We start from the raw sequence: 6,524 nt of genomic DNA, 5'->3' as shown, positions 1-6,524 counted from the left end.
CCTCCTCGCCGGCCCCGGCACCGCCGTGCGCCTGGTCGCCGAGCCGGGGCCGGCGAGGAGGGCCTCGACGGCGGCGAGCTGGAGGTCGAGGCGGGCTGCCGTCTCGTAGATCCACTCCGCGGGCAGGGGGACGCCCGCGAGCCGGCCGAGCACCGGGCGCAGCGCGCGGGCGGCCTGCCGCTCGGGCGGCAGCAGCCGGCCGAGGACGCGGCGCAGCTCTTCGGGCAGGGCGAGGAGGGCGAGCGCGCGCGGGGCGGCCGGGAGGTCGACGACGAGGAGGTCGTACGCGTCCTCGGAGGCGGCGGCGTCCCGCAGGGCGCGCAGCACGGCGAGTTCCTCGGCGCCGGGCAGGGGGCCGGTCTCCTCGGGGACCAGGCGGGAGGCGCCGAGCAGGTCCAGGGCGCCGCCCGCGCGCTCCTGGAGCGCGGCGAGGTCGGCCCGGAACCCCGCGTCGGGGTCGACCCGGCGCACGGTGAGGCCGGGCACGTCCGCGTCCCCGAGCGCCGGTCCCAGGGTGTCCCCCGGATCGGTCCCGAGCAGCAGCGTGCGGGCGCCCTCGCGGGCGGCGGCGAACGCGGTGGCGGCCGCGACCGTGGTCCGGCCGCTGCCGCCGGGGCCGGTGATCAGGAGGGTACGCATGGAGGTGCACGCTACCGGGGCCGGCGTTCCCGGGCTCCGCCCCGGGCTGCTCCTCGAGCGTCGGAGGGGCTGGCTCCGCCTACTTGGTTCCCGACTCCACGCGCTTCTTCAGGCCGGCCAGCGCGCGGTCGATGATGACCTTCTCCGCCTTGCGCTTGATCATGCCGAGCATGGGGATCTTGACGTCGACGGTCAGGCGGTAGGTGACCTCGGTGGTGCCCGCGCCGGCGGGCGTGAGGACGTAGGAGCCGTCGAGGGAGCGGAGCATCTGGGACTTCACCAGCGTCCAGGAGACCTCGTGCGGGCCGCTCCAGGTGTACGCCAGGGTCTGGTCGTCCTTGATCGCGCCGGCGTCCATGACCAGGCGCACCTGCTCGGCGCGGCCCTCGGCGTCGGTCCCGAGGACTTCCGCCTCCTTCACCTCTCCCGTCCACTCGGGGTAGCGGGCGAAGTCGGCGATCACCCCCATCACGTCGGCCGGTGCCGCCTCGATGGTGATGCTCGAGCTGGTGTGTTCCGCCATCGCCGTGGCTCCTCCAGATGCGGGCCGGTAGGTCGTCCTCGCCGTGCGTGGGCCTCAGCGCACGCGCGTGCAGCGGAAGGCTACCGCGCACCGCCCGCGCCGAGATCACCCGACCTGGGGCCTCCGCGCCCCGGGCGCCTTCAGAACTCCAGCGCCCAGGGCCGGCCGGTGCTCGCGAAGTGCCCCACGTTGACGCATTCGGTGGCGCCGATCCGCATGCGCCGCACCAGCGGCTGGTGCACGTGGCCGAACAGGGAGTAGCGGGGGCGGGTCCGGCGCATCGCGTCCAGCAGCGCCTTGCTGCCCCGTTCGAAGCGGCGCGCGACGGTGTCGTAGACCAGCTCCGGGACCTCCGGCGGGATGTGCGTGCACAGCACGTCGACCTCGCCGACGGCCTCGATCTTCGCCGCGTACTCCTCGTCGTCGATCTCGTACGGCGTGCGCATCGGGGTGCGCAGGCCGCCGCCGACGAAGCCGAAGGTCCAGCCGCCGATCTCCACCCGCTGCCCGTCGAGCACGGTGGTGCCGGGCCGGGCGTACTCCTGCCACAGGGGCGGTACGTCGACGTTGCCGTAGGTGGCGTACGTCGGGGCGGGGAAGGCGGAGAACATCTCCGCGTACTGTTTCCGCACCGCCGTCTCGATCGCCGTGGCCCGGTCGACGCCGATGCCGGCCCACAGGCCGCGCTGGAAGTCGCGCGCCTCCTCGAAGCGGCGGGCGGTGCGCATCTCGACGATGCGGTGGGCGTTCTCCGTGCCGAACAGGTCGGGGAAGATGCCGCGCGAGTGGTCGGCGTAGTCGAGGAACAGCACCAGGTCACCGAGGCAGACCAGGGCGTCGGCGCCGTCCTTGGCGCGGGCGAGGTCGCGAGCGTTGCCGTGTACGTCGCTGACCACGTGAACGCGGGTGCCTCGGGTGCGCCGGCCGCCGCCGGGTGTGGATGCCATGGCGATCAAGCGTAATCGTGTGCGGCGTACGTGAACAGCGGCGGTCCTACCTGCGGTTACTGGCTCGCTGGTTCAGCTGTGGACTACTGTGCGCAATGAAACACCAACCTGTGTGACGCAGCGAACATCTGACAGGGCCCCCTGTCGTGACGGGCATACCGGCGGGTAACGTCCGGGCAGTCCAGTCGTGCTCGGGATTTCAACCAGTGAATTCGCGAGCACCCGCCCGAGCCTTGGACCGCACCGTCGCATCGCACACCGTCGTGGCGCCGGCGCCCTAAGAGGAGCAGCAGTCTTGCGCGAGTTCAGCCTTCCGGCCCTGTACGAGGTCCCCGCGGACGGCAATCTGACCGACATCGTCCGCAGAAACGCCGCGCAGCATCCTGATGTCGCCGTCATGGCCCGCAAGGTCGGCGGGACGTGGCAGGACGTGACGGCCGCCGCCTTCCTCGCGGAGGTGCGGGCCGCCGCCAAGGGCCTGATCGCGGCGGGCGTGCAGCCCGGCGACCGGGTCGGCCTGATGTCCCGCACCCGCTACGAGTGGACGCTGCTGGACTTCGCGATCTGGAGCGCCGGCGCGATCACCGTGCCGGTGTACGAGACCAGCTCGGCGGAGCAGGTGGCGTGGATCCTCGGCGACTCCGGCGCCACCGCCTGCCTGGTGGAGCTCGACGCGCACACGGCGACCGTGGAGTCCGTACGCGACCGGCTGCCCGCGCTGAAGCACGTCTGGCAGATCGAGGGCGGCGGCCTGGACGAGCTGGGGCGCCTCGGCGCGGACGTCGCCGACGCCACGGTCGAGGAGCGCAGCTCGGTCGCCAAGGCCGACGACCCGGCCACCATCGTCTACACCTCCGGCACCACCGGCCGCCCCAAGGGCTGCGTGCTCACCCACCGCAGCTTCTTCGCCGAGTGCGGCAACATCGTGGAGCGGCTGCGTCCGCTGTTCCGCACCGGCGAGTGCTCGGTGCTGCTGTTCCTGCCGCTCGCCCATGTCTTCGGACGGCTGGTGCAGATCGCGCCGATGATGGCGCCGATCAAGCTGGGCTGCGTGCCGGACATCAAGAACCTCACCGACGAGCTGGCCGCGTTCCGCCCGACCCTGATCCTCGGTGTGCCGCGGGTCTTCGAGAAGGTCTACAACTCGGCGCGCGCCAAGGCGCAGGCCGACGGCAAGGGCAAGATCTTCGACAAGGCGGCCGACGCCGCCATCGCCTGGAGCCGGGCGCTGGACACCCCGTCGGGCCCGTCGTTCGGCCTGAAGGTCAAGCACAAGGTCTTCGACAAGCTCGTCTACAGCAAGCTGCGCGCGGTGCTGGGCGGACGCGGCGAGTACGCCATCTCCGGCGGCGCCCCGCTCGGCGAGCGCCTGGGCCACTTCTTCCGCGGCATCGGCTTCAGCGTGCTGGAGGGCTACGGCCTGACCGAGTCCTGCGCGGCCACCGCCTTCAACCCGTGGGACCGCCAGAAGATCGGCACGGTCGGGCAGCCGCTGCCGGGGTCCGTGGTGCGGATAGCGGACGACGGAGAGGTGCTGCTGCACGGCGAGCACCTGTTCAAGGAGTACTGGAACAACCCCGGCGCGACCGCCGAGGCGCTGGCCGACGGCTGGTTCCACACCGGGGACATCGGCACCCTGGACGAGGACGGCTACCTGCGGATCACCGGCCGGAAGAAGGAGATCCTGGTGACGGCCGGCGGCAAGAACGTCGCCCCGGCGGTCATCGAGGACCGCATCCGGGCGCACGCGCTGGTCGCGGAGTGCATGGTGGTCGGCGACGGGCGGCCGTTCGTGGGCGCGCTGATCACGGTGGACGAGGAGTTCCTGGGCCGCTGGTGCGCCGAGCACGGCAAGCCGGAGGGGTCGACGGCGGCGTCGCTGTCCGGTGACCCGGATCTGCTGGCGGCGATCCAGGAAGCCGTGGACGACGGGAACGCGGCGGTGTCGAAGGCGGAGTCGGTGCGGAAGTTCCGGGTGCTGCCGGCGCAGTTCACGGAGGAGTCGGGGCATCTGACGCCTTCGCTGAAGCTGAAGCGGAATGTTGTGGCGAAGGATTACGCGCACGAGATCGAGGCGATCTACGCGAAGTAGCGCCTGCGGGGGTGATGGGGCGCCGCCGTTGGCGGGTGCGGGTGCGTGGGGGCTTGGCGCGCAGTTCCCCGCGGCCCTGAGGGCGTCGGCCCTTGGCCGCATGGGAAAGCCGCCCTCCGTGAGGGCGGCTTTCCTGGCTACAGCAGGGTTTTCAGTTGGGCGGCCAGGAGGTCCCAGCGCCATTTCTGCTCCACCCATTCGCGGCCGCGGCGGCCCATGCTCGCGCGGAGCTCGGGGTCGGCGAGGAGCGTGATGATGCGGTCGGCCGTGTCGGCCGGGGACGTGCCGGGGACGACCCAGCCCGTTTCGCCGTCGAGGACCGCGTCCGGGGCGCCGCCGGAGTCGCCGGCGACGACGGGGAGGCCCGTCGCGGAGGCCTCCAGGTAGACGATGCCGAGGCCTTCGACGTCCAGGCCGCCGCGCCGGGTCCGGCAGGGCATCGCGAAGACGTCGCCGGCGCCGTAGTGGGCGGGCAGCTCGGACCAGGGGACGGAGCCGGTGAAGCGGACGGAGGCGGCGACGCCGGTGTCGGCGGCGAGGCGGCGCAGGTCCTTCTCGTAGGGGCCGCCGCCGACGATCAGCAGGACGGCGTCCGGTTCGGCGGCCAGGATCGCGGGCATCGCGCGGATCAGCGTGTCCTGTCCCTTGCGCGGCACCAGCCGGGAGACGCACACGACCACCGGCCGGTCGGTCAGCCCGAGCCGCGCCCGCACCTCGTCGCCGCCGGAACCGGGATGGAAGGTCTTCTCGTCGACACCGGGCGGCAGTTGCACCATCCGGGACGCCGCCTCGGGGGTGAGCGCCCCGGCGATCCGGGAGCGGGTGTACTCGCCGAGGTACGTGATCGTGTCCGTGGACTCCCCGACGCGGCTCAGCAGTTGCCGTGCGGCGGGCAGCTGGGCCCAGCCGGCCTCGTGGCCGTGGGTGGTGGCGACGAGGCGTTCGGCGCCCGCGCGGCGCAGGGCGGGGGCCATCAGGCCGAGGGGCGCGGCCGCCCCGAACCACACCGACGTGCAGCCGTGCTCGCGCAGCAGCCGGACGGCCGTGCGGGTGGCGCCCGGCGTGGGCAGCAGCATCGTCGTACGGTCGCGCACGACGGTGAAGGGCTGCTCGGCGTCGAAGGCGGCGGTGGCCTCGACGCCCTCCCGGGTGCGCTTCCAGGTGGAGGCGTAGACGACGACGCGCTCGGGGTCCAGGCGCAGCGCCATGTTGTGCAGGAAGGCCTGGATGCCGCCGGGACGGGGCGGGAAGTCGTTGGTGACGATCAGGGTCTTGTGCATCGCCGCCGACCCTACCGAACGGTTGTCGCGCGTCCGCCACGGCGCTGCTCGCTGGCACGTGCGGCGGCTTCCGGGACATCATGGCCCCTCATGACCGCACACGGGACGGGCAGGCGACACGTGGAACCGACGGCCGCACGGGGGTCTCTGGCCGGGCTGCTGGGGATCTGGGGCGTGACACGCGCGGCGCTGCTGCTGTGCGTGCTGAAGGTGCTGGTCTTCCCGGGTCCTGACGTCACCAGCGACGTGTCGGTGATCTACCGGGGCTGGTACGACGTCCTGGTCACCGGAACGTTTCCGCAGGACGACGTGACCTGGCAGTACCCGCCCGCGGCGGCCCTGGCGGTGCTGTCCCCCGCGGTGCTGCCGTTCCTGGAGTACGCCACCGCCTTCTTCGTGCTCGCGCTGGCGGCCGACGCGGTGACGCTGGCGCTGCTGCTGCGCGGGGCGCGCGGCGCGGGCCGGTCCCGGCGGGGTGCGTGGATGTGGGTGGCGGGCGTGCCGCTGCTCGGGCCGACCGTGTACGCGCGCTACGACGTGATGGTGACCGCGGTGGCGGTGGCCGGGCTGCTGGCCGCCGTCCGGCACCCCCGGGCGGCGGGCGCGCTGATGGCGTTCGGGGCGCTGCTGAAAGTGTGGCCGGCGCTGCTGCTGCTCGCGGTGCGCAGGCGGTCGGCCTGGGTGTCGGCGGCGGTGACCGGCGTGGTGGTGGCGGGGCTGTTCGCGGTGCTGATGCCGGGCGCGTTCGCGTTCCTGGGCTTCCAGCGGGACCGGGGCACGGAGGTGGAGTCGCTGGGGTCGCTGGTGTTCCATGTGGCCCGGCACCACGGCTGGGAGGGGAAGGTCCTGCTGAACTACGGCTCGGTGGAGTTCCTCGGCCCGTACGTGAGCTGGGTGAGCACGGGAGCGCTGTTCCTGACCGGGGCCGCGCTGGCCTGGCTGGTGCTGTGGCGGCTGACGGCGACCCGGTTCGCGCCGCACACCGCGGCGGACGCGGCCTTCACGGCGGTGCTGCTGTTCACGGTCACCAGCCGGGTGATCAG

At 73.0% G+C, this 6,524-nt stretch carries 6 protein-coding genes; 2 read left to right on the top strand and 4 right to left on the bottom strand.

Annotated features, from left to right (window positions below; genetic code table 11):
- The 3 genes from CCN29_RS07550 to CCN29_RS07540 all read right to left on the bottom strand — a co-directional run.
- Positions 1-639: ArsA-related P-loop ATPase (locus tag CCN29_RS07550; RefSeq protein WP_143661294.1), on the bottom strand; the 639-nt coding region annotated here is incomplete at its 3' end.
- A 79-nt stretch (positions 640-718) separates the two neighbouring features.
- Positions 719-1,162 (bottom strand): SRPBCC family protein, encoded by a 444-nt coding sequence (locus CCN29_RS07545; RefSeq protein WP_006136632.1) that lies wholly within the window; start codon positions 1,160-1,162, stop codon positions 719-721.
- A gap of 140 nt (positions 1,163-1,302) precedes the next feature.
- A complete protein-coding gene (locus CCN29_RS07540) occupies positions 1,303-2,109 on the bottom strand; it encodes a metallophosphoesterase family protein (protein WP_086680675.1) in 807 nt (268 codons plus the stop codon).
- Positions 2,110-2,404: 295 nt separating this feature from the next.
- Between CCN29_RS07540 and CCN29_RS07535 the strand changes: the two genes are divergently transcribed.
- Positions 2,405-4,201, top strand: coding sequence for an AMP-dependent synthetase/ligase (locus CCN29_RS07535; protein WP_006136630.1), 1,797 nt, complete (start codon positions 2,405-2,407; stop codon positions 4,199-4,201).
- A 137-nt stretch (positions 4,202-4,338) separates the two neighbouring features.
- Here CCN29_RS07535 and CCN29_RS07530 read toward each other — a convergent pair whose 3' ends face one another.
- Positions 4,339-5,481: a glycosyltransferase family 4 protein gene (locus tag CCN29_RS07530; RefSeq protein WP_086680673.1), complete on the bottom strand. Its 1,143-nt coding sequence runs from the start codon at positions 5,479-5,481 to the stop codon at positions 4,339-4,341.
- Positions 5,482-5,601: 120 nt separating this feature from the next.
- On the opposite strand from CCN29_RS07530, the gene CCN29_RS07525 reads away from it, so the two are divergent.
- Positions 5,602-6,524, top strand: a 923-nt coding sequence (locus CCN29_RS07525) for a glycosyltransferase 87 family protein (protein WP_086680671.1), incomplete at its 3' end; no start/stop codon positions are given.

Source organism: Streptomyces pseudogriseolus (assembly GCA_002154585.1).
GTDB lineage: Bacteria > Actinomycetota > Actinomycetes > Streptomycetales > Streptomycetaceae > Streptomyces > Streptomyces pseudogriseolus.
This window is presented reverse-complemented; position numbering and strand designations above follow the sequence as displayed.

What these genes read in the sequence shown, in the direction of transcription:
- CCN29_RS07545 (WP_006136632.1), bottom strand. Translation starts at nt 1,162, where the DNA reads ATGGCGGAACACACCAGCTCGAGCATCACCATCGAGGCGGCACCGGCC.
- CCN29_RS07540 (WP_086680675.1), bottom strand. Translation starts at nt 2,109, where the DNA reads ATGGCATCCACACCCGGCGGCGGCCGGCGCACCCGAGGCACCCGCGTT.
- CCN29_RS07530 (WP_086680673.1), bottom strand. Translation starts at nt 5,481, where the DNA reads ATGCACAAGACCCTGATCGTCACCAACGACTTCCCGCCCCGTCCCGGC.